The sequence below is a fragment of the Mesorhizobium sp. M0816 genome (assembly GCF_040320005.1).
In the GTDB taxonomy this organism is placed as follows: Bacteria; Pseudomonadota; Alphaproteobacteria; order Rhizobiales; family Rhizobiaceae; genus Mesorhizobium.
In genome coordinates, this window is sequence record NZ_JAMYOT010000001.1 from 347,670 (window position 1) to 368,246 (window position 20,577).

13 protein-coding genes are annotated in these 20,577 nt (G+C 64.1%); 6 read left to right on the forward strand and 7 right to left on the reverse strand.

The window, feature by feature from the left end:
- Positions 1-15: 15 nt before the first annotated feature.
- The 5 genes from NKI17_RS01670 (at position 16) to NKI17_RS01690 (ending at position 8,466) form a co-directional block, all read left to right on the forward strand.
- Positions 16-291: a sarcosine oxidase subunit delta gene (locus tag NKI17_RS01670; protein ID WP_352575616.1), complete on the forward strand. Its 276-nt coding sequence runs from the start codon at positions 16-18 to the stop codon at positions 289-291.
- On the forward strand, positions 291-3,275 hold the full coding sequence (locus NKI17_RS01675) for a sarcosine oxidase subunit alpha (protein ID WP_352569360.1): 2,985 nt from the start codon (positions 291-293) through the stop codon (positions 3,273-3,275). The genes NKI17_RS01670 and NKI17_RS01675 overlap by 1 nt, the downstream gene beginning before the upstream one ends.
- Complete coding sequence (locus NKI17_RS01680) at positions 3,268-3,897, forward strand: sarcosine oxidase subunit gamma (protein ID WP_352569359.1); 630 nt, start codon at positions 3,268-3,270, stop codon at positions 3,895-3,897. Before NKI17_RS01675 ends, NKI17_RS01680 begins: the two co-directional genes overlap by 8 nt.
- Before the next feature lie 273 nt (positions 3,898-4,170).
- Positions 4,171-6,540 carry a trimethylamine N-oxide demethylase gene (locus NKI17_RS01685; protein ID WP_352569358.1) on the forward strand — a complete coding sequence of 790 codons (2,370 nt, stop codon included), beginning with the start codon at positions 4,171-4,173 and terminating at the stop codon, positions 6,538-6,540.
- 216 nt (positions 6,541-6,756) lie between these two features.
- Complete coding sequence (locus tag NKI17_RS01690; RefSeq protein WP_352905314.1) at positions 6,757-8,466, forward strand: trimethylamine N-oxide permease; 1,710 nt, start codon at positions 6,757-6,759, stop codon at positions 8,464-8,466.
- Positions 8,467-8,613: 147 nt separating this feature from the next.
- Here the strand turns inward: NKI17_RS01690 and msuE are convergent, their stop codons facing one another.
- The 7 genes from msuE to NKI17_RS01725 form a co-directional block, all read right to left on the reverse strand.
- Positions 8,614-9,171, reverse strand: coding sequence for an FMN reductase (msuE, locus tag NKI17_RS01695; protein WP_352905315.1), 558 nt, complete (start codon positions 9,169-9,171; stop codon positions 8,614-8,616).
- Positions 9,172-9,286: 115 nt separating this feature from the next.
- The gene (locus tag NKI17_RS01700) at positions 9,287-10,642 is read right to left on the reverse strand and encodes an LLM class flavin-dependent oxidoreductase (RefSeq protein ID WP_023675994.1); all 1,356 of its coding nucleotides are present in this window, start codon (positions 10,640-10,642) and stop codon (positions 9,287-9,289) included.
- 132 nt (positions 10,643-10,774) lie between these two features.
- On the reverse strand, positions 10,775-12,268 hold the full coding sequence (locus NKI17_RS01705; protein ID WP_352905316.1) for an aldehyde dehydrogenase family protein: 1,494 nt from the start codon (positions 12,266-12,268) through the stop codon (positions 10,775-10,777).
- Positions 12,269-12,338: 70 nt separating this feature from the next.
- Positions 12,339-15,479 carry an efflux RND transporter permease subunit gene (locus NKI17_RS01710; RefSeq protein ID WP_352905317.1) on the reverse strand — a complete coding sequence of 1,047 codons (3,141 nt, stop codon included), beginning with the start codon at positions 15,477-15,479 and terminating at the stop codon, positions 12,339-12,341.
- 208 nt (positions 15,480-15,687) lie between these two features.
- Positions 15,688-16,836, reverse strand: coding sequence for an efflux RND transporter periplasmic adaptor subunit (locus NKI17_RS01715; protein WP_023675997.1), 1,149 nt, complete (start codon positions 16,834-16,836; stop codon positions 15,688-15,690).
- Between the two features lie 62 nt (positions 16,837-16,898).
- Complete coding sequence (locus NKI17_RS01720; protein ID WP_352724304.1) at positions 16,899-17,507, reverse strand: TetR/AcrR family transcriptional regulator; 609 nt, start codon at positions 17,505-17,507, stop codon at positions 16,899-16,901.
- Positions 17,508-17,745: 238 nt separating this feature from the next.
- Positions 17,746-19,386, reverse strand: coding sequence for an acyl-CoA synthetase (locus NKI17_RS01725; RefSeq protein WP_352905318.1), 1,641 nt, complete (start codon positions 19,384-19,386; stop codon positions 17,746-17,748).
- Positions 19,387-19,574: 188 nt separating this feature from the next.
- Here NKI17_RS01725 and NKI17_RS01730 point away from each other — a divergent pair, with 188 nt between their 5' ends.
- A complete protein-coding gene (locus NKI17_RS01730; RefSeq protein ID WP_352905319.1) occupies positions 19,575-20,540 on the forward strand; it encodes a sugar-binding transcriptional regulator in 966 nt (321 codons plus the stop codon).
- Positions 20,541-20,577 lie beyond the last annotated feature (37 nt).

The following is a 20,577-nucleotide window of genomic DNA, read 5'->3' on the forward strand; positions in this document are numbered from 1 at the left end:
GCTGGCTGAAGAAGCATGCGCATTGTCTGTCCCTTCTGCGGCGAACGCGAACTCGGCGAATTCACCTATCTGGGCGACGCCAAGCCGGCGCGTCCGGCGGCCGGCGCCACCGAAGACGAGGTCTTCGACTACGTCTATCTGCGCGACAACATCGCCGGGCCGATGAGCGAATACTGGTACCATGGCGGCGGCTGCCGGGCCTGGCTGAAAGTCGCCCGCAACACGCTGACGCATGAGATTTCGGCGGTCGAACCGGCTGCAGGCGTTGGTGCCGCCGAGGTTGGGGCCTGATGGTTGGCCCCGCGCAGACACACCGGCTGGAGAGCGGCGGTCTCATCGATCGCGCCGCACCGCTGGCCTTCCGCTTCGACGGCAAGAGCTTTGCCGGCTTCCAAGGCGACACGCTGGCCTCGGCGCTGATCGCCAATGGCGTCAAGCTGGTCGGCCGCTCGTTCAAATACCATCGGCCGCGCGGCATCCTGACCGCTGGTTCGGAGGAGCCCAACGCGCTGGTCGAATTGCGCAGCGGAGCGCGGCGCGAGCCGAACACCAAGGCGACCACGGCCGAACTCTATGACGGGCTCGAAGCCGCCAGCCAGAACCGCTGGCCATCGCTGCGCCACGACCTGATGGCGGTCAATCAGCTGTTCGCGCCGATCTTCGTCGCCGGCTTCTACTACAAGACCTTCATGTGGCCGGCGAAATTCTGGGAAACGATCTACGAGCCAACGATTCGCCGCGCCGCCGGCCTCGGCCGCGCTGCAGGCGTCGCCGATCCCGACCATTACGACAAGGCGTGGGCGCATTGCGACGTGCTGATTGCCGGGTCCGGCCCGGCCGGGCTGGCTGCGGCATTGGCGGCTGGGCGCGGCGGCGCCCGCGTCATCCTGTGCGAGGAAGATTTTGCGCTTGGCGGCCGCCTGCTCGCCGACGGCGGCATGATCGACGGCGCGCCGGCGGCCGAATGGATTACGCGCACGCTGGCCGAACTCGCCGCACTGCCCGATGTCCGCATCATGACCCGCACGACATTGTTCGGCGTCTATGATGGCGGCACCTATGGCGCGATCGAGCGGGTCAACGACCACCTGCCCTCGCCGCCCGAGCACCAGGTGCGCCAGCGGCTGTGGCGGATCGTGGCGAAGCGCTCAATTGTTGCCGCTGGCGCCATCGAGCGGCCGATCGTCTTTGCCGGTAACGACACGCCGGGCGTGATGATGGCTTCGGCTATGCGGACTTATGTCGCGCGCTACGCGGTTACCCCTGCCAAGAGGATCGCGCTGTTCACCAACAATGAGGATGGCTGGCGCACGGTCGAGACCGCGCTTGGCGCCGGTTTGCAGATCGCGGCGGTCGTCGATGCGCGCCCGGACGTCTCCGCCGCGCATCGCGCGCTTGCCGCCAAAGGCGGCTTTGCCGTGCTCAACGGCTCGGTCAGCGGGGTCGAAGGCGGCAAGGACGGGCTCCGGAAAATCGTGGTGGCGCTGACCGGCGGCGCACGGGCGGAAGTCGAAGTCGACGGGCTTGCCGTGTCCGGCGGCTGGAATCCGGCGGTCGGGCTGACCTCCTATCATCGCGGCCGGCCGAAATGGCAGGACGATATCGCAGCCTTCGTACCGGATGGTGCGCCGCCCGGCATGGTGGCCGTCGGCGCCGCCAACGGCGCCTTCGGGCTGGGCGACTGCCTGCGCCAGGGCTTTGCCGCGGGTGCTGCGGCAGCGCAGGGTGCTGGACGCAGCGGCAATGCCGGCACATCGCCGGTCGCCGACAGCGAGGCGTTTTCGCTGACGCCGCTTTGGTATGTGGCCGGCAAAGGGAAAGCCTTCGTCGATTACCAGCATGACGTGACCGCGTCCGATATCGAACTGGCGCAGCGCGAAGGTTTCGAATCGGTCGAGCATCTCAAGCGCTATACGACGCTCGGCATGGCCACCGACCAGGGCAAGACCTCGAACGTCGCCGGTCTCGCCATCATGGCGGCAATCAGCGGCAAATCGATCCCCGAAACCGGCACGACGATCTACCGCCCGCCCTATGTGCCGGTCGCCATCGGCGCCTTCGCCGGCCATCATCGCGACGAAGACTTCCATGCGACGAGGCTGACGCCGTCGCATCACTGGGCAGCCGAACAGGGCGCGGTGTTCGTCGACACCGGCCTGTGGAAGCGGGCGCAATGGTATCCGCGCGCCGGCGAAAAGGACTGGCTGGAATCGGTCACCCGCGAGGTCAAGGCGGTGCGCTCCGGCGTCGGCTTCTGCGATGTCTCGACGCTCGGCAAGATCGACGTGCACGGCCCGGATGCCGGCGCCTTTCTCGACCGCGTCTACATCAACACCTTCTCCAGTCTCGCCGTCGGCAAAGCCCGCTACGGGCTGATGCTGCGCGAGGACGGCATCGTCTATGACGACGGCACGACGTCGCGGCTGGCCGAGGATCATTATTTCCTGACCACCACCACCGCCAAGGCCGGGCTGGTGATGCAGCATCTCGAATTCTGCCGGCAGGTGCTGTTCCCGGAATTCGACGTGCAGTTGACCTCGGTCTCCGACCAGTGGGCGCAATTCTCGATCGCCGGGCCGAAGACCCGGGACCTGCTTCGGGAAATGGTCGATCCGGCGGAGGATTTGTCGAACGAAGGCTTTCCCTTCATGGGGGCGCGGGAAGTTGCGCTTCGCGGTGGCATCAAGGCGCGGCTGTTCCGCATCTCGTTTTCGGGCGAAATGGCGTTCGAGATTTCGGTTCCCGCCCGCTATGGCGAGGCGCTGGTGCGCAATTTGATGCTGGCCGGCAAGCCGTTCGGCGTTACGCCCTACGGTACCGAGGCGCTCGGCGTCATGCGCATCGAAAAGGGCCATGTCGCCGGACCGGAGCTGAACGGCACGACGACGGCCGCCGACCTCGGCCTTGGCAAGATGATGTCGACCAAAAAAGATTTCATCGGCCGCGTCATGGCCGGCCGCGAGGCGCTGATTGCCCCGGACCGGCAGGTCGTCGTCGGCATCAAGCCCGTCGACAAGACGCGCCGCCTGCGCTCCGGCGCGCATATCATTCCGAAGGGCGAGACGCCCGGCCCCGATAACGACCAGGGCTACGTCACCTCGGTCTGCTTCTCGCCCATGCTCGACCAGTGGATCGGGCTGGCGCTTGTTGAGCGTGGCCGCGAGCGCATCGGCGAGATCGTCCATGCGCACGATCCGCTACGCGGCGAAGACTACGACGTCGAGCTGTGCAGCCCGGTCTTATACGATCCGGATGGAGGGCGCCAGCGTGGCTGAGTTTTCCTGGATTGCCCGCAGTCCGCTGGAGAAAGCGCTTGTTGTCGGCGCCTATGGCGCGCGCGGCACGGCGGCCGGCGTATCGCTCACCGAGATCCGCAATTTCGACCTGATCCAGGTGATGGCGCGGCGCGGCAAAGCGGCAGAACTGGCGAAGGCCGCCGAAACCCGCTTCGGCGTTGCCGCCCCGGAAACGCCCAAGGCGACCCGAACTCCCGACGCTAGGCTGATCTGGTCGGGACCGGATCAGTTCCTGGTCCTGTCCAATGGCGGCAAGCACGCGAGCGAACCGCTGAGCCAGGCGTTTGCGCAATCCGCCTCGTTGTCCGACCAGTCGCATGCGCGCGCGCTGATCAGCGTTTCCGGAGAAAAGGCGCGCGCGATGCTGGCCAAACTGTCGTCGCTAGACCTGCACCCCGCGGCGTTCCCGGCCGGCACCGCTGCGGCGACCTCGGTCGATCACACCAGCATCAATCTCTGGCGCGCCAATGACCGGCCGAACGGACAGGCGGTGTTCAATCTTCTGGTGTTCGCCACCTTCGCGGAAAGCCTGTGGCATACGATGCTGGACGCTGCCGCCGAGTATGGCGTCGAGATCGGGCATTCCGAGGAATTGGGGTAGGATTGTGCGCCACCTTCCCTTCTCCCCCTGTGGGAGAAGGTGGCCGAGCGAAGCTCGGTCGGATGAGGGGTGCTCCAGCTTGGCTATGACGGCACTCCGTCCAACACCCCTCAACCGTCTCGGCGCTGCGCGCCGATCCACCTTCTCCCACAAGGAGAGAAGGAAGAGGCGCGCGCGCCGCCTTCACTTGCCAACTCCGGCTCTTCTATCCTATTCTTCCCGCTAAAATAATTTCACACACAGGCAAACTTGTTTCTCGAAACCAAGGTTGAGATGAGCCAGTCGCCCTACCCCGCCGTCGTCGCCGGACCGCCCCGGCCGAGCCTGATCCTGCGGCCAGGCCAGATTACGCTGCCGGCCGGGATGGAGCGCTACTCGGTTCAGGGCAATGGTGCGGTGCTGATCGAGGTCGAGGCCGGCGACATTGTCACCGTGCGCGATGTCGAGGGCGGGCAGGCCTGCGAGCTGCTGGCATGGGACAGCAGCGACGCGACCGATCCCGGCATTCTCGGCGAGAAATCGAACAGCAATGCCGCCGGCATCAAGGCGCTGCTGGCCGAAGGCGACGACAGCCTCGCATCCTTGCGCCGGGGGCTCGAGCGGCGCCAGGTGCAGATCGACCAGGCGAAGGCGGTTCGCGTTTTCGGCGGCGCCACCCCTGCCGGTACCGAACAGGCTTTTACCGTCGCCCGCGATGGGTCGATGCTGATTGCCGCGCCCGGCGGGCCGATGCTGGTCGACGGCCACGATACGGCGACGCCGGTTAGCGTCATCGTCCGCCGCGCCACCATCCGCCCGGCGGCAAAATCCGGGCTTGCCGACCCGCTGGCCGATCCCGTGCTCGACCTGCGCGTCCATTCGGCGACGGCGGAGGCCTACTTCGTCAAGGCGGGCGACTATCTGCAGATCATCGATGTCGACGGGCGTCAATGCACCGACTTCCAGTGCTTTTCGGCGCGCAAGCTGGACAAGGGCCGCGATCATCCGCTCGACGTGACGACGACGCGCACGCTGATGGGTTCGAGCTATCCGATGCCCGGTCTGCACTCGAAATACTACGACCAGGACATGGAGCCGCTGGTCGAGGTTGTGCAGGACACTTGCGGCCGCCACGATGCATTCGCGCTCGCCTGCGCGGCCAAATATTACGACGACATCGGTTATCCCGGCCATCCCAACTGCTCGGAGAATTTCAACCGCGCGCTGGCCGACAAGGGTGTCACGCCTCGCGCCGGCTGGATGGCGATCAACTTCTTCTTCAACACGGCCATCGACGCGCATGGCGTCGTGGTATCGGACGAGCCGTGGTCGCGGCCGGGCGACTATGTGCTACTCAGGGCGCTCACGGACATCGTCTGCGTCTCGTCCGCCTGCCCCGACGATACGACGCCGGCCAATGGCTGGAACCTGACCGACATCCATGTGCGAACCTATTCCGGCCAGCACAAATTCTCGCGAGCGATCGCCAGACGCATGACGCCCGATTCGGAACCGAAAATGACCCGCGAGACCGCCTTTCATTCGAGCTTTGCCAAGCACACCCGCAACTTCGTCGAGTACAAGGGCTATTGGCTGGCCAATTCCTTCGCCAGGCAAGGCCCGATCGATGAATACTGGGCCTGCCGGCAGGACGCCGTGATCATGGACCTGTCGCCGCTGCGCAAGTTCGAGGTCACCGGGCCGGACTCCGAGGCGCTGCTGCAATACACGCTGACCCGCGACATCAAGAAGCTCGGCGTCGGCCAGATCGTCTATTCCGCCATGTGCTACGAGCATGGCGGCATGATCGACGACGGCACACTGCTCAGGCTCGGCAAGGATAATTTCCGCTGGGTCGGCGGCGACGATCTATCCGGCGAATGGCTGCGGGAAACGGCGCAAAAACTCGGCCTCACCGTGCTGGTGCGCTCCTCGACCGACCAGATGCACAATGTTGCCGTGCAGGGACCGAAAAGCCGCGACATCCTGCGGCAGATCATCTGGACCTCGCCGCTACAGCCGTCGATCGACGAGCTCGAATGGTTCCGTTTCGCCGTCGCCCGCATCGGCGGCGGCAACGGCATTCCCGTCGTGGTGTCGCGCACCGGCTACACCGGCGAGCTCGGCTATGAGATCTGGTGCCATCCGCGCGACGCCGAAAAGGTGTTCGACGCGATCTGGCAGGCCGGCCAGCCGCACGGCCTGAAGCCGATGGGGCTGCAGGCGCTCGATATGGTACGCATCGAGGCCGGGCTGATCTTTGCCGGCTACGAGTTTTCCGACCAGACGGATCCGTTCGAGGCCGGCATCGGCTTCACCGTACCGCTGAAGACCAAGAGCGACGATTTCATCGGCCGCGAGGCGCTGATCCGGCGCAAGGAAAACCCGCAGAAGAAGCTGGTCGGCCTCGACATCGACGCCAATGTCGCCGTCGGCCACGGCGATTGCGTGCATGTCGGCCGGGCCCAGATCGGCGTCGTCACCTCGGGCATGCGCTCGCCGGTGCTGAACAAGACTATCGCGCTGGCCAGGCTCGACGTCGCGCATTCGGCGATCGGCACCGAGGTCGAAATCGGCAAGCTCGACGGCCACAGCAAGCGGCTACCGGCGCGCGTCGTCGCCTTCGCCCATTACGACCCGCAAAAGACCAGGCCGCGCTCGTGATCGACGCTGCCTGGTTCTTCCCTTCTCACACAAGCGCAATGTGCACAGCGTCACAAAGCGCTTGACGTGAAAGCGCGTTGGGTCAATCTTCACTGCTAAGAAAAAAATACTACTGAGCGGAAAACGCCTGGGGCCGTTCAACGTGAGCGTCGATGACGCCTCGCGAGATTGCGGCTGTTGCCGATGGGGAACATCAAAAATGGGGAATCCACGTAAATGAGCACGATAGTCACCACCTTGGTGCCGCCTGCCGAAGGGCAGCTGCACCGGAACATCGATTGGCGCGGCGCCTTCTGGGTGGCAAGCGGCGTTCCGGCCCTTGTCCTGTTTTCGATCGGCGGCATCGCCGGCACCACCGGAACACTGGCCTTCCTGATCTGGGCCGTATCCATGGTCATGGGCTTCCTGCAGTCCTTCACCTATGCGGAGATCGCCGGGCTGTTCCCGAACAAATCCGGCGGCGCCTCGGTCTACGGCGCCACCGCGTGGCTGCGCTATTCGAAATTCATCGCGCCGCTTTCGGTGTGGTGCAACTGGTTCGCCTGGTCGCCGGTGCTGTCGCTCGGCTGCTCGATCGCCGCCGCCTATATCCTCAACGCACTGGCGCCGGTGCCGCTGTTCACCGACACTTCGCCGGAAGTCGCCGCCTATATTGCGGCCCATGCCGGAACCAGCGCCGCTGACGCCATCACCGCGGTCACCGCGGCGGCGACGCCGGCGATCCGTAACTGGACGCTCTACGGTCACACGCTTGGCCCGGTTTCCTTCACCTTCAACGCAACCTTCTTCATCGGCGCGGTGCTGATGCTGATCATCTTCTCGATCCAGCATCGCGGCATCCTGGGCACGGCCAACGTGCAGAAATATATCGGCCTGCTGGTGATCATCCCGATGCTCATCGTCGGCGTGGTGCCGATCGTCACCGGCCAGATCAACTGGGCAAACTTCTCGCCGCTGGTGCCGCTCGCGGCAGCCTATGCGCCGGAGCCCGGCGCATGGAACATCGCCGCCTGGACGCTGGTGCTCGGCGGCATGTTCATCGCGGCATGGTCGACCTACGGCTTCGAGACCGCGGTCTGCTACACCTCCGAGTTCAAAAACCCGGGCACCGATACCTTCAAGGCGATCTTCTACTCCGGCCTGCTATGCATGCTGCTGTTCATCCTTGTGCCGTTCACCTTCCAGGGCGTGCTCGGCTTGAACGGCATGCTGGCGACGCCGATCGTCGACGGCTCCGGCGTTGCCGATGCGCTGGCCGGCATGGTCGGCGGCGGACAGCTGATCCACAGCCTGCTGGTGATGCTGATGATCCTGGCCCTGGTGCTCTGCATCATGACGGCGATGGCCGGCTCCTCGCGCACGCTCTATCAAGGTTCGGTCGACGGCTGGCTGCCGCGCTATCTCAGCCATGTCAACGAGCACGGCGCCCCGACGCGGGCGATGTGGACCGACCTGATCTTCAACCTGATCGTGCTGGCCATCGCCTCGGCCGACGCAACGAGCTTCTTCTTCATCCTCGCCGTGTCGAATTGCGGCTACATCATCTTCAACTTCCTTAACCTCAATGCCGGCTGGATCCACCGCATCGACAATGGCCACATCGCGCGGCCATGGAAGGCGCCGAGCTGGCTGCTCGGCCTCGGCGCGATCTTTGCCTACGTCAACGCGGTCTTCATGGGCGCCGGCGCCAAGGTCTGGAATCCGATGGCATTGTGGGCCGGGCTGATCACGGCAGCCCTGATCATCCCGGTGTTCTGCTTCCGGCATTACATCCAGGACAAGGGCAAATTCCCCGACCACATGCTGGCCGATCTCGGCATGAGCTCGTCCGACCTTGCGGTGAAAAAGGCGGGGATGCTGCCCTATCTGACGCTCGTCGCCGGCGTCGTGGTGATGCTGCTCGCCAACTGGCTGTTCGTCATCTGACGGCTTGCCTTGAGGGATCGGGCGCGCAAGGCGCGCTCGATCCCTGCATTTTGTTCTTGCTTTGTGCCGGCAGCTATGCTACTAATCTCGATATGGTGCTGATTCGCCCCGAGACCCGCCGCCGAGGCGGGTTTTTCTTTTTAGGGGCTATTCGGCAGCGGTGCCTGCGCGGGAGCGACCGCCAAGCGCTGCACCGATATCCTCGAGCACCTGTCCGACGCGCGCCTGGATCGTCTCGGACGCAAGCACGCCGTCGATGAAATCCCTGTCCGAAGCGTAGATCGCGGTCGGCAGCGTAAAGGCCTCGAAGAAGCCGAACAGCGGCCTCAGCTGGTGCTCGATGATCAGCGCATGCCGGTCGCCGCCGGTCGCCAGCAGCACCACCGGCTTGCCCCTGAGCGCCGTTGGGTCGACAAGATCGAAGAAGTGCTTGAACAGGCCGGTGTAGCTGCCCTTGTAGGTGGGCGAGCCAACGACGAGCACGTCCGCCGCGACGACGCACTTGAGGATATCGCCCGCTTGCGCATCCAGTTCACGCGCCCATCTGGCGCCACCGAGGCTGGGGCCGAGGTCGACGACGTCATGCGTGCTGGCGGCCAGGCCATATCTGCCGGCTACCTCGTTCACGATACGATCGACGAAGCCGCGCGTCTTGGACGGCCGGGTGAAATTGCCTGAGAAACCGACAACGGCCGGATTGGTCATGATGCAAAGCCCTCGCGACGATTTCGGGCTGCCAGCCCGCTGCTCATGACCCTATGGACATTCGGACCGAACGAAAAGAACGGATGCTTGCCACGGTCTAAAATCATTACCGGTTCTAACCAGCTTTGCGGATCGCTGCCGTCTCAGGTTGGAAGAACCGGTTTGGCGGCCGCTTCAGGCCAAGATTTTCGCGCAGGGTCGATCCTTCGTATTCGCTCCTGAAAATGCCGCGCCGCTGCAATTCGGGCACGATTTTCTCGACGAAATCATCCAATCCGGCGGGAAGATAGGGGAACATGACGTTGAACCCGTCCGAGCCTTCGGTGACTAGCCATTCCTCCATCTCGTCGGCGATGGTTTTCGAAGTGCCGACGAAGGCAAGACCGGAATAGCCGCCCAGCCGCTGCGCAAGCTGCCTGACGGTCAGGTTTTCCTTGCGCGCCAGTTCGATGACGCGCTCGCGGCCGCTCTTGCTGGCGTTGCTTTCCGGGATTTCGGGCAAGACTGAATCCGGATCGAACCGCGACGCGTCGTGGCCGAGCGCGATCGACAGCGAGGCGACGCCGCTCTCGTAGTAGACGAGGCTGTCGAGCTTGGCCCGCTTCGTCTGCGCCTCCTCGACAGTCTCGCCGACAATGACGAAGGCGCCGGGCAGGATCTTGATGTCGTCGCGCGACCGGCCAAGTTTTTGCGCACGTTCCTTGACGTCGGCAAAGAAGCGCTGCCCCGAGGCGAGATCGGCATGGGCGGCGAAGATCACCTCGGCCGTTTCCGCGGCGAGCTGCCGTCCGGCCTCCGACGCGCCGGCCTGCACGATGACCGGCCAGCCCTGCACCGGCCGCGCGATATTGAGCGGTCCCCGCACCGAAAGATATTCGCCCTTGTGGTCGAGCACATGCAGCTTCGCCGGATCGAAATAGAGCCCGCTTTCGGCGTCGCGGATGAAGGCATCGTCGGCAAAACTGTCCCACAGGCCGGTGACGACATCATAAAACTCCCGCGCCCGGCGATAGCGCTCGTTGTGCTCGACATGCTCGTCGAGGCCGAAATTCAGCGCGGCGTCGGGATTGGATGTGGTGACGATATTCCAGCCGGCGCGCCCGCCGCTGATATGGTCGAGAGAGGCGAAACGACGGGCGATGTGGTACGGCGCGTCGAACGTCGTCGAGGCGGTTGCGATCAGCCCGATACGATCGGTGACGGCGGCAAGCGCCGACAACAGCGTGAACGGCTCGAAGGACGTGACCGTGTGGCTGCGCCGCAGCGCCTCGATCGGCATGTTGAGCACGGCCAGGTGGTCGGCCATGAAGAAGGCGTCGAACTTCGCCGCTTCCAGCCTTTGCGCGAAGTGCTTGAGATGCGCGAAATTGAAGTTGGCGTCGGGATAGGCGCCCGGGTAGCGCCAGGCGCCGGTATGAAGGCTGACGGGCCGCATGAAAGCGCCAAGCCGCAATTGTCGATTTTCTGCCATGGAAAAACGCACCGATGACGACGAGCGTAACGCTCCAATTGCTCGAGCATGGGATGGCTTTGCGGCCATGGGAAGGAATTCTGTTTTGCAAAACCGGCGTCGGGGAGCATTTTTGTGCGGGCGGCGGACCGATCAATCGATCTTGATGAACACGCCCTTGGTGTTGAGATACTCAGCGAGGTGCTCGGCGCCGCCCTCGCGGCCGTAGCCGCTCATCTTGTAGCCGCCGAAGGGCACGGCCGGATCGATGGCGTGATAGGTATTGACCCAGACCGAGCCGGCGCGGATCTTGCGCGACAGCTGGTGGGCGGTGGCGAGATTTTGGGTGAAGACCCCTGCAGCCAGGCCGTAAGGCGTGTTGTTGGCCCGCTCGACCGCCTCGTCCAGCGTATCGAACGGCAAGGCTGAAATCACCGGCCCGAATATCTCCTCACGGGCGATCTTCATGTTGTCCGAGACGCCGGCAAAGACGGTCGGCGCGACGAAATTGCCGGCGGCAAGCGCGCCTTCCACAAGCCGGGTGCCTCCGGTGACGAGTTTCGCCCCTTCCGCGGTGCCGGCCTCGAGGTAACCGGTGACCCGTTGCAGCTGCTTTTCGGAGACGAGCGGACCGATCTCGGTCGCCGGGTCGATGCCGTCGCCGACCCTGAGACCCTTGGCGTATGCCGCGAGCCGCTCGACGAACTCGTCATGGACGGCGCGTTCGACGAAAAGGCGCGAACCGGCGATGCAGATCTGGCCGGAATTGGCGAACACCGACATCGCCGCCACCGGCACCGCCTTGTCGAGATCGGCATCGGCGCAGACGATGACCGGCGACTTGCCGCCGAGCTCCAGGGAGACGCGCTTGAGGTTGCCGGCCGAGGCCCGCACGATCGACTGGCCGGTTGCCGTCGAGCCGGTGAAGACGATCTTGTCGATGCCCATATGCTCGGCGAGTGCGGCACCTGCCTCGGTGCCGGTGCCGGTGACGATGTTGACGACGCCGGCCGGCACGCCGGCCTCGTTCATGATGTCGGCGATCAAAAGTGGCGTCAGCGGCGCCTCTTCCGACGGCTTCAGCACGATGGTGCAGCCGGTCGCCAGCGCCGGCCCGATCTTCCAGATCGACGCCGCCGTTGGCGCGTTCCAGGGAATGATGGCGCCGACGACGCCGACCGGCTCCTTGCGGGTGAAAGAGACGATTTCGCCGGGCAGCGAGTTGTCGATCGTCTCGCCGTGCAGCGCCGTCGCCATGCCGGCATAGTAGCGCAGCATGCCGATGACGCGGTTGCGATTGGCGCGGGTGCGTATGATCGGCATGCCCATGTCGGTGGTGTCGGAGCGGCTGATCTCTTCCCAGTGCTTTTCGAAGAGGTCGGCGATCCTCAGCAGCAGCACCTGCCGCTCATAAGGCTTGAACCGGCTCCACGGGCCCTCGAACGCCTTGCGCGCAGCAGTCACCGCCGAGTCGATGTCCTGCCGGTCGGCGCGCGGCACCGTGGCGATGACCGCGCCGGTGGCGGGATTGCGGCTCTCCGTGGTCCGGCCGGAGCGGGCATCGACCCAGCCGCCGCCGATGAGCATCCGGCGATGGCGCCCGTCGATCGGCAGCCGCAGCGGTGCCTTTGTCTGAGCCATGGTCATGACGGTCCTCCTCCGGCGCCTACGCCTGGTGGGCGGATTAAACCGCCGGAGGTCACATTTGCCAACAGCTCTATTCGGCCGCCAGGGCCAGTTGCGGCCTTTCGCTTTCTTCTGCCACCTTGGCCGCCTCTTCCGTTGCCACCACCTTCTTGGGCTCCCTGCCGAAGAACAGCGCATAGGCTGCCGGCAGGACAAGGATGGTCAGCACCGTGGCGACGAGAATGCCGCCCATCATGGCGTAGGCGAGCGGCCCCCAGAAGACGCCGCGCGAGATCGGGATCAGCGCCAGCACCGCCGTCAGCGCCGTCAGCACGATCGGCCGGAACCGGCGCACCGCCGAGCCGATGATGGCCTCGGAGCGCTCCACGCCGGCGGCGATGTCCTGGTCGATCTGGTCGACCAGGATGATCGAGTTGCGCATGATGATGCCGAGCAGGGCGATGACGCCGAGGATGGCGACGAAGCCGAACGGCGCGCCGCTGATCAAAAGTGCCGCGGCCGCGCCGATGATGCCGAGCGGACCGGTGGCCAGCACCAGCATGGCCTTGCCGAAATGCTGCAGCTGGATCATCAGCAGCACGACGATGACGGCCAGCATGATCGGCGCTTTCGCCGCAATCGAGGCCTGGCTTTCGGCCGCATCCTCGGCGCCGCCCTGGATCTCGATCTTGTAGCCGGGGGCGAGGCTGGCGCGCAGGCCCTGCATCTCGCTGTACATTTTCATGGCGACATCGTTCGGCTGCACGCCGTCCGGCAGCGTGGCGCGTACGCTGATGGTCGGCAAGCGGTCGCGCCGCCATTCGACGCCTTGCTCCAGCACCGGGACCACCTTGGCGACCTGCGACAGCGGCACGGAGCCACCGAAATCGGTCGGGATGTAGACGGAGTCGACCGCCGACAGCAGGTGACGGCTTGCCTCCGGCTCACGGGCGACGATCGAAACCGTCTCCTCGCCGTCGCGGAAGTCATCGAGCGGCGCTCCCGACATGGCCGCCTGCAGCATCTGGCGGATGCGCTGCGAGGTGACGCCGAGAGCACGGGCGCGATCCTGGTCGATCACCAGCTTCATCGTCGGCACCGGCTCCAGCCAGTCGTCGTGGATGGCGCCGAGCAGCGGATTTGCCTGGAACTTCGCCTTCACCTCGTCGGCGATGCGGCGCACCTCCTGGCGATCCGGACCCATGACGCGCATCTGCACCGGCCAGCCGGTCGGCGGACCGAGGAACAGGCGGTCGACCTTGGCGCGGATCGATGGGAAATCCTCGGCCAGGATGGTGCGCAGCTTGACGATCAGCCGCTCGCGGGCCGGTTCGTCATTGGCCATCACCAGAAGCTGGGCGAAGTTCGGGTTGCGAAGCTGCTGGTCGAGCGGCAGGAAGAAGCGCGGCGCGCCTTCGCCGACATAGGTGGCGATGAAGCGCTTGTCCTTGTCGTCCATCATCCTGGCTTCGAGCGCCTTGGCCTGGGTCTCGACTTCCTTGATGCTGGTGCCTTCCGGCAGCCAGAGGTCGACAAGGATTTCCGGGCGCGACGATTGCGGGAAGAAATTCTGCGGGATGAACTGGAACGCCCACAGGCTGGTGGCAAACGTCATCAGCGTCATTACCAGCACGATGATGCGGTGGCGCACCGCCCATGCAACGGTCGAGCGAAGACGGCGGTAGAAGCGCGTGTCGAAGACATCGTGATGGTTGCCGGCGTGCTTGCGCTGCTTCAGGATCATGTGGCCGAGCCATGGCGTGAAATAGACCGCCGCGAACCAGGACACGATCAGCGCGATGCCGACGACGTAAAACAGGGTGCGCACATATTCGCCGGCGGTCGAGGCAGCGAACCCGACGGGGATGAAGCCTGCCGTCGTGATCAGCGTGCCGGTCAGCATCGGGAAAGCGGTCGAGGAGTAGGCGAAGCTCGCCGCCTCGACCTTGACCAAGCCTTCCTCTAGTTTTCGCTCCATCATTTCGACGACGATCATCGCGTCGTCGACCAAGAGCCCAAGAGCGATGATCAGCGCGCCGAGCGAAATGCGCTGCAGGTCGATGCCGAGCTCGTACATGATGGCGAAGGTGGCGGCCAGGACCAGCGGAATGACGATCGCGATCACCAGGCCCGAGCGCCAGCCGATCGACAGGAACGATACAAAAAGCACGATCAGCAGCGCTTCGCCGAGCGCTTCCATGAACTCGCTCACCGCCTCCTTCACGACATGCGGCTGGTCGGAAATCTGATCGACCGAAACGCCATAGGGCAGCGCCTCTTCGAAGCGCTTATAGGTCGCTTCGACGTCCTTGCCGACGTCGGTGACGTTGAAGCCCTTGGCCATGACGACGCCGAGCTGGACGCTGTCGTGTCCGTTGAAACGGTACTTGCGCTGGTACGGATCCTCGAGGCCGGAGGTCACGGTGGCGATGTCGCCGAGGCGCGTCACCTGGTTGCCGGCGCGCAGGCGAAGCTCGCGGATGTCGGCCGCCCTGGTGACATCGCCCTCGACCGAAATGCGCACCGAACGCTGGCCGGTGTCGACCGAACCTGCCGGGTCGACATTGTTCTGGCCTCGGATCGCATTCTGCAGGTCGGTCAACGTCAGGCCACGTTCGGCAAGCGCCTTGGATGAAACGTCGATGTAGAGTTTTTCCGGCTGGTCGCCGATGATCACGGCCTTCTCGACACCGGGCGTCGTCAGCAGCATGTCACGCGCCTGGATGGCGAATTTCTTCAGCTCGGGATAGCTGTAGCCGTCGCCGCTGATCGAATGCAGGGTGATGAACGTGTCGCCGAATTCGTCATTGAAGTAAGGCCCGAGCAGCCCCTGCGGCAGCTCATTGGCGATATCGCCGACCTTCTTGCGCACCTGATAGAAAGCATCGGCGACCTGCGCCGGATTGGTGTCGCCCTTGACCTGCAAGGTGATGATGGCGCTGCCGGCGCGGGTGTAGGAGCGGACGAAATCGAGGTGCGGCGTTTCCTGCAGCTTGCGCTCGATCTTGTTGACGACCTGGTCCTCCATCTCCTTGATCGAGGAGCCTGGCCAGATCGCCTGGACGACCATGACGCGGAAGGTGAAATCGGGGTCTTCCTTTTGGCCCATGCGCATCAGGCCGAGCGCACCGGCCACGATGATCAGCCCGAACAGGAAGCGGGCAATGCTCGGATGGCCGATTGCCCAGCGCGAAAGATTGAAAGACCGCTTTTCATTGGTGTCGATGGTCATCGGCGTCAGTCCGTTTCAATTTGATCAACAGAGCACGCGCTTTCGCATGCCCAAGGAACTTCCGATGTGGGCTTCCGGGCGGCGTGGCTTTCCGAGTTGAGAGATCTACATCGCGGTGGGACGCGAGGATCGACGTGGGGGTTACATCGACCTGAGATCTCGAAAATCGGGGGCGCCTGCCGCCCGGAAACCGTGAATTGCCTGGCCGTCAGCGCAAGCGCCTTGCAGCGTCATCGGCCGACGCCGACTGTTGCGCCGCATCACCGGTCAGCTTGACTTTCAGATTCTCGGTCATGAACTGCGTGCCGGCGGCGACGACGACGTCACCCGGCTTCAGCCCATCGGCGACACTGACGCCGTCGGGGGTGAAGGCGGCGACCTTGACCGGATGCGCATGGACGGTCCCGCCGTTGCGGTCGACTGTCCAGACGATCGATTGGCTGTCCTTTTGCGCCAACGCGGCCAGCGGGATCGACACCAGTTGCTGCCGGTTGTCCGCCGCGGCTTCGATGGAGGCGGTCATGCCTAGCAGCACGCGAGAATCGTTGGGCAGGCTGACGCGAACGGCAAAGGTGCGCGACTGCGGATCGGCGCTGCCGGCGACTTCGCGGACCTTGCCGTCGAGCGTCAGCGCCTCATCGGACCAGAAGCCAGCCTTGACGGTCTTGCCCGGCTTGAATTCGGCGATATCGGTTTCCGGAACAGCGATCAGGACTTCCTTCTCGCCGTCGATGGCAACGGTCACCACCGGCGTGCCGGAGCCGACCACCTGGCCGACATCGGCGGCAACGGCAGTGACGATGCCGTTCTTGTCCGCCTTGAGATCGGTATAGCGGACCTGGTTCTGTGCCTGGGCAAGCTGCGAGCGGGCGGAGTCTCGCGTGGCGACAGCCTGATTATAGGCGAGCGTCGCCTGCTCGAGCTGCGACTTCGGCGCGAAATTCTTGGCGTAGAGCTGTTCGGCCCGCTTGCGCGTAAGCTCGACTGTCTCGACCTGACGGTCGGCAGCATCGAGGCTGGCCTGAGCGCTTCTCACCGAAAGCTCGTAGTCGGTGGGATCGATGCGGGCGAGAACGTCGCCCGGCTTGACGCGGTCACCGATGTCGACAAGGCGCTCGGTGATCTTGCCGTTGATGCGAAAACCGAGATTCATCTCGGTGCGGGCACGCACCGATCCGGAATAGGAAAGCTGACGGGTATCGCTCGCCTTAGCGATCTCGACCACCTTGACCGGGCGGATGATCTCGGTGACCTCGGCTTTCTCCTGCGAGCAGCCGGCGAGGCCGAGAGCGACAACCATAATCAATGCTAGGCCGGCGGCCGGTCGCCTGTAGGTGATGGACTTGGACAAAGACACTTTTCGTACTCCCGAACTGTGGGGATGAATTGCCGGTATCGCCGCCCGACGGGCGGCAACGGTCATTTCTTCAAGGCTCTGATGGCAAACTCGGTAAGCTCGTCCGGCGTCGCCCGGTTCTTCTTGGCGAGGCACTGGGCCATCATCTGCGGATGACAGAGGCTGATAATGGCAGCGCCGAAGCACCGGGAAGCGATCACCGGATCCTGATCGACGAACTCGCCGGTAGCGATTCCCTCGCGGATCACTTCCGCGACCAGTTCATGGATGCTGTCGATGTGCTTTTCGATGACGTGCCAGTCGCGCTCGATGGCGACGATGACCATCTCGTGCACCTTCTCCTGGTCGATCATGGTCTCGAGCGTCCACTGGTAGTGCGTATGCACGTAGCGGCGGAGCTTTTCGCTGGCGGTGCCGGAACCATGGCAGGCCTCGTAGCTCAACCGGTAGCAGGTCTCGAGCATGCGGCCGCAAACCGCCTGGTGGATTTCCACCTTGGAGGCGAAGAAGCGATAGATGTTGGCAGTCGACATGCCGAGTTCGCGCGCAATGTCGGCGACGTTGGTCTTGCCGTAGCCGTAGTGGCGAAACAATCGCTCCGCGCAATCCAGGATGCGCGTGACATTTTCCTGGCGGGCGGAATCGGCGGTGGTGTCTAGGGTTTCAAGCATCTCGTTGGCCAAATTTACGACTGACGAATTTAGAATTTCGTCACTCGTAAATTGAAAACCATCACCTGTCAAGGCACGATTTTGGCTGCTGATGACAGATGGTGACATCCCTGGACGGAGTTGGCCCATGAAACGCATGTGGTTTCCGCCGGGCGAGCCTGCAACGCCGCCCCGTGTTTTTTTGCGAAGGATCTTGAAAAGATGCTTTCCGAAATCGGTTCCGTTTTCGGATCAGGCCCTAAGGCTGCTTTGCCATCTCCCGCAGCCGGAACTTCTGGATCTTGCCCGTCGAAGTCTTCGGGATTTCCGCGAAGATCACCGCTTTCGGCACCTTGAAGCGGGCGAGCAGCGCGCGGCAGTGCTCGATTACCTCCGCCTCGGTCGCCGCCTTGCCCGGCTTCAGCTCGACATAGGCGACCGGCACCTCGCCCCATTTGTCGTCGGATCGGGCGACAACGCCGCAAGAAGCGACGGCGGGATGCTTGTACAGCGCCTCCTCGACCTCGATCGAGGAGATGTTTTCGCCGCCGGAGATGATGATGTCCTTGGAACGGTCCTTGAGCTGGATGTAGCCGTCCGGGTGCATGACGCCGAGGTCGCCCGAATGGAACCAGCCGCCGGCAAAGGCCTCGTCGCTCGCCTTGCGGTTCCTGAGATAGCCCTTCATGACGATGTTGCCGCGGAACATCACCTCGCCGATCGTCTCGCCGTCGGCCGGCGTCTCTTGCATCGTCTGCGGGTCCATCACCGTCAGGCCTTCGAGCGCGGCATAGCGTACGCCTTGCCTGGCCTTCTTCGCCGCCCTCGCCCCTTTCTCCAGCCGGTCCCACTCGCCATGCCATTCGTTGACGACGGCCGGGCCATAGGTTTCGGTCAGGCCGTAGAGATGGGTGACGGCAAAGCCCGCATCGGCCATGCCCGACAGCACCGCCTCGGGTGGCGGCGCCGCGGCGGTGTTGAAGGTGACGGTCTGCGGGAACTGCCGCTTGTCCTCGTCCCTGGCGTTGATCAGCACCGACATGACGATGGGTGCACCGCACAGATGGGTGACGCCGTGATCGGCGATGGCGTCGTAGATCGGCTTCGGCCGCACCCAGCGCAGGCAGACATGGGTGCCAGCCTGCACGGCAAGCGTCCAGGGAAAGCACCAGCCGTTGCAGTGGAACATCGGCAACGTCCACAGATAGACCGGGTGCTTGCCCATCCCGGCATGGATGGTGTTGGCATAGGCCATCAGTGCCGCGCCGCGATGGTGACAGACGACGCCCTTCGGATTGCCTGTCGTGCCGGAGGTGTAGTTGAGCGAAATGGCATCCCATTCGTCGTCCGGCATCGACCAGGCGAAATCCTCGTCGCCGTCGGCGACAAACGCCTCATAGTCCAGCGTGCCGATCCGCTCCCCCTTGGCATAGGGCGCATCGGCGGCATAGTCGGGATCGTCGTAATCGATCAGCAGCGGCCTGACCTTGGCCAGCGTCAGCGCTTGCCGAACCACGCCGGCGAATTCGCGGTCAACGATCAGCACCTTGGTTTCGGCATGGTCGAGCTGGAAGGCAATGACCGCGGCGTCGAGGCGGGTGTTGAGCGAATGCAGCACCGCCTTGGTCATCGGCACGCCGAAATGCGCTTCCAGCATCGGCGGTGTGTTGGACAGCATGACGGTGACAGTGTCGCCCTTGCCGATACCGCGCTTCGCCAGCGCCGAGGCAAGCCTCAGCGAGCGCTTCCAGAAATCGCGATAGGTCGTGCGCTGGCGGCCATGGATGATGGCGGTCTGGTCGGGAAAGGTTTTTGCCGCCCGCTCGAAATAGGTCAGCGGCGTCAGCGGCTGATGGTTGGCCGGGTTTCGATCGAGGTCCTGTTCGTAGGGATTGCCCATCCCGTCCTCCGCGCAATGTGTTCGTCGAGAACTTTAGCTACCGGCTTCCGGCCCGTCACCACCAACGATGCCATCATAGACCGCGTGTGGCACAAGAATGGTCTAGATTCGGCGGCGAAAGCGCATCTATTCCTTCCTCCAATTTGACTTTTGTCGAGAGCCGTGAATAATGTCAGCGAGGAGATGGCATGGCGATCCGACCGGCAGAACAGCTTATCCACAAGGCCGCCTGGCTTTACTATGCACACGGCCTGCGCCAGGACCAGGTGGCCAGCCAGCTCAAGATTTCCCGTGCCTCGGTGGCGATGTATCTGCGCAAGGCGCGCGAGACCGGCATCGTCAACATCTCGACCTCGACCCAGCTTTTCACCGACGACGTGCTGGCGCGCAAGCTGGAAGACGCGCTGAAGCTCGACGCGGTCTGGATCGCGCCGGAAAACGGCTATGTCGCCGACCCCTCGACCGACATCGCGGTGCTGGCGGCAAGCGTCTTTCTCGAGCTGATCAGGAAGGGCGACCGTATCGGCGTCGCCTGGGGGCGGACCATCTACACCATCGCCGACATCATGTCCTATGCCGATCTGCAGGACGTCACCGTGGTGCAGCTCTGCGGCAATCTGGGCGCCCCCTATTCGTACCGGCCGGACCAATGCACGATGGAAATCGCGCGCCGGCTCAATGCCAAGGGGCTGAATTTCTACGCGCCGCTGGTGCTGACGACGGAAGAACTGGCACGCGGCCTGCGCGCCGAGCCGGTGATCCGCGAGCAATTGTCGGGCATCGGCGAATGCGGCCTGGCGCTGTATTCGGTAGGCTCGGTGGACACCGACAGCCATCTGGTCAAATGCGGCGCGCTGACGCCAAGCGAAATGGCTGTATTGCGCAAGGCGGGTGCGGCCGGCGTCATTGCCGGGCAGATCATCGACGCCCGAGGCCAGGCGCTCGACTGCGGCTACAACCGCCGGCTGATTTCGGCAGAGCTGTCATCGCTGCGCCAGATCGGAAAGCGCCTTGTGGTGGTGCAGGAAGAGAGCAAGTTCGAACCGCTCGTCGCGGCGATCGCCGGCGGGCTCTGCACCCATCTCGTCGTAGGCGCGCGCATGGCGCGACGGCTGCTCGACCATGCCGGAGCGGCAGCGGAGAAGGTCGCCTGATAGTTAATTCCAGCCGCCGGTGCATTGTCATCAAGGC

Excerpts from the sequence above, each read along its gene's own strand:
- NKI17_RS01670 (WP_352575616.1), top strand. The coding sequence starts at position 16 with ATGCGCATTGTCTGTCCCTTCTGCGGCGAACGCGAACTCGGCGAATTC.
- NKI17_RS01675 (WP_352569360.1), top strand. The coding sequence starts at position 291 with ATGGTTGGCCCCGCGCAGACACACCGGCTGGAGAGCGGCGGTCTCATC.
- NKI17_RS01685 (WP_352569358.1), top strand. The coding sequence starts at position 4,171 with ATGAGCCAGTCGCCCTACCCCGCCGTCGTCGCCGGACCGCCCCGGCCG.
- NKI17_RS01690 (WP_352905314.1), top strand. The coding sequence starts at position 6,757 with ATGAGCACGATAGTCACCACCTTGGTGCCGCCTGCCGAAGGGCAGCTG.
- msuE (WP_352905315.1), bottom strand. The coding sequence starts at position 9,171 with ATGACCAATCCGGCCGTTGTCGGTTTCTCAGGCAATTTCACCCGGCCG.
- NKI17_RS01700 (WP_023675994.1), bottom strand. The coding sequence starts at position 10,642 with ATGGCAGAAAATCGACAATTGCGGCTTGGCGCTTTCATGCGGCCCGTC.
- NKI17_RS01705 (WP_352905316.1), bottom strand. The coding sequence starts at position 12,268 with ATGACCATGGCTCAGACAAAGGCACCGCTGCGGCTGCCGATCGACGGG.
- NKI17_RS01710 (WP_352905317.1), bottom strand. The coding sequence starts at position 15,479 with ATGACCATCGACACCAATGAAAAGCGGTCTTTCAATCTTTCGCGCTGG.
- NKI17_RS01720 (WP_352724304.1), bottom strand. The coding sequence starts at position 17,507 with ATGCTTGAAACCCTAGACACCACCGCCGATTCCGCCCGCCAGGAAAAT.
- NKI17_RS01725 (WP_352905318.1), bottom strand. The coding sequence starts at position 19,386 with ATGGGCAATCCCTACGAACAGGACCTCGATCGAAACCCGGCCAACCAT.
- NKI17_RS01730 (WP_352905319.1), top strand. The coding sequence starts at position 19,575 with ATGGCGATCCGACCGGCAGAACAGCTTATCCACAAGGCCGCCTGGCTT.